The sequence below is a fragment of the Xanthobacter sp. BG11Y11_SDJG genome, assembly GCF_057364445.1.
This window is the reverse complement of the sequence record NZ_JBNFNU010000539.1, coordinates 1-2,261: the sequence shown is the minus strand read 5'-3', so window position 1 is coordinate 2,261 and position 2,261 is coordinate 1. Positions and strand designations below refer to the sequence as shown.

1 protein-coding gene and 2 tRNA genes are annotated in these 2,261 nt (G+C 72.4%); all 3 read right to left on the bottom strand.

What is annotated here, in order from left to right; genetic code table 11:
• Nucleotides 1-1,259: tetratricopeptide repeat protein (locus tag AC2W7M_RS24095; RefSeq protein WP_486135514.1), on the bottom strand; the 1,259-nt coding region annotated here is incomplete at its 3' end.
• A gap of 356 nt (nt 1,260-1,615) precedes the next feature.
• A tRNA-Gly gene (locus AC2W7M_RS24090) sits at nt 1,616-1,689 on the bottom strand.
• Between the two features lie 168 nt (nt 1,690-1,857).
• A tRNA-Tyr gene (locus AC2W7M_RS24085) sits at nt 1,858-1,942 on the bottom strand.
• Nucleotides 1,943-2,261: the final 319 nt, after the last annotated feature.

Genomic DNA, 2,261 nt, shown 5'->3' with positions numbered 1-2,261 from the left:
GCGGCCTGGAACAGGCCGGAAGCGCGGCGGGACGGTCGCGGCCGGCATCCGCCGCGAAGGCCGCCCGTACGGCGTCTTCGGCCGCGTCGAGGGCGCCGTCGGCCACCAGCAATTCCGCGCGCAGGAGCTGGGCGGCGATCTGATAAGGGTGCTCCGCCGCGCAGGCGGCGCGCGCCATGGCCTGGGAGAGGCGCGCGGCGCCACCGGGGTGTCGGCCCGGTCTCCCGCTCCAGCTCCTCCGCCTCCACCATGAGAGCCAGCGCATCGGGGGCATCGGCCCCGGCTCCGGCCGCGACCTTCCGGGCGCAGCGCCGGAGGATGCGCACTGCGCGGGCCGGCAGTCCCTCCGCCACGGCGAGATCCGCCCGCGCGGCATCCAGAGCCACCGCCAGAGCCAGGCTCAAGGGCTTGCCGCCCCAGCGCCGCGCCCGCGCCAGAAGCCTCCGGGCGCCGGTGATGTCGCCCAGATCGGCCGCATGCTGGCCGGCATTGACCAGCACCAGCGCCAGCCCGGCCCGCTCGGTCCTGGGCGCCCGCGCACAGCTGGCCAGCGCCTGCAGATAGGCGGCGCTGGCACCGGCCGGATCGCCCCGGCGCTCGTACAGGCTGGCCAAGGCTTCGAGGGTGCGCGCATGGAGGGCGGGATCCTCCCGCGCCTCCACTTCGATAACGCCGAGCAGTTCCGCGGCGGCGGCCAGTTCGCCCGTGTCCTGCAGGGCATTGGCGAGGAAGCGGCGGGTGTTCAGGCGCAGCGCCGCATCGATGCCATCCTCGAGCAGCGCCAGCGCCGCCTTGAGCCGCACGATGGCGTCGTCCATCCGCCCGGCCTCGCGTGCCGCAAGCCCGGCATTGGAAAGCGCCCGCGCCCGCTCGCCCCGGGCCTCGGGGTGGCGTGCGAGCAGGCCGGCGGCTTCGTCATAGCCGGCGGTGGCCTCACCATAGGCACCGCGATGGAAGAGGGCGTTGCCGAGGGTGACCAGAAGGCGCGAGCGGACAAGGCCGGCCTCGGCGGAAGCCTGATCGGGGGGTGGCAGTTCGGCGAGGCCGCGGCGGGCGACCTCTTCCGCCCGGTCGCGATCGCCATCGGCGAGGTGGACGCGGGCGAGCTTCTCCATGAGCGCCGCCGCCTGCTCCCGGCCCGAAGGCGATGCGCCGGTCAGGTCGATGGCCGCATTGAGCAAGGCGGCGGCCTTCGCACGGTCGCCGGCGAGGACCCGCGCGATCGCCTCACTCTCGAGCCGGCTGACCTGGTCGTGCACGGGCGTCCCCCAACGGGGCCGATGCTAGCGCGGCGGGCACTTTGCCGCCAAGGCGGAGCCTCAGTGCGTTTGGAAATTATGGCCCGCGCATGCTGCCGGTGCGCTTAGGCCATGGGCGGACCGCTTACGGCTGGTTCCGGGGACTGGCGCGTCGGTTCCCGCGCCGACAGGCCGCGTCCTCGGCACACGGCACCCCGCCAGGGGGTAGGTTCGTCACGTGACCAGCCCCCGCCGCCGGCCCGGTCTGGTCGGCCCCAAGGGCGACGGGCACATAGAACTCAAGGAGCGCGGCCGAGGCTGAAGGCCGTCAGAGTTTATGGTTCATCAGATGGTTATGGAGCACGCCACAGGCGGGCTGGAGCGGGTGAAGGGAATCGAACCCTCGTATTCAGCTTGGAAGGCTGCTGCTCTACCATTGAGCTACACCCGCGGCCGCCGACGCTTAACACAGCGCTCCGGCAGGTGGAAGATGCCCGACGGCGGAGATCTGGCACCGGCGGCGTCCGCACTGCCAGACCGCGCATAAGCCCTGCGCCGGCCTTCCTCGGCCCACGGCCGACGGTTGCGGCTGGCGGCGCCTTTGCGCGCGAACGACGGGTGGTGGAGGGGGTTGGATTCGAACCAACGTAGGCAGAGCCAACGGATTTACAGTCCGTCCCCTTTAACCACTCGGGCACCCCTCCAACGACGCCCGTCGTCCCTGTCTCCGCGCCGAGTGTGGCAAGGAGCCTGGCGGCAGGCCTGTGATGGAAGTGGCGCCATCAGCCGTGCACGGACCCGAGCGTTGCGCTCAAATCCCCGCCAAGGAGCGGCTTTATGTGAAACCGGACGGTTCAAGTCAACCGGAAATCGCTCCCCGAGAAGCAGCCCCGGCCGCGGCCTGTGGATGGTCCGGCGACCGGGGCCGGGATGGGGACCGGCGACCACAGCCGGCCATCCCGCGAGGCGCGCCACCCCATGCCGCCGCGAGGCCGCTTCCGCCGTGCGACGTGCGAGCGCCCT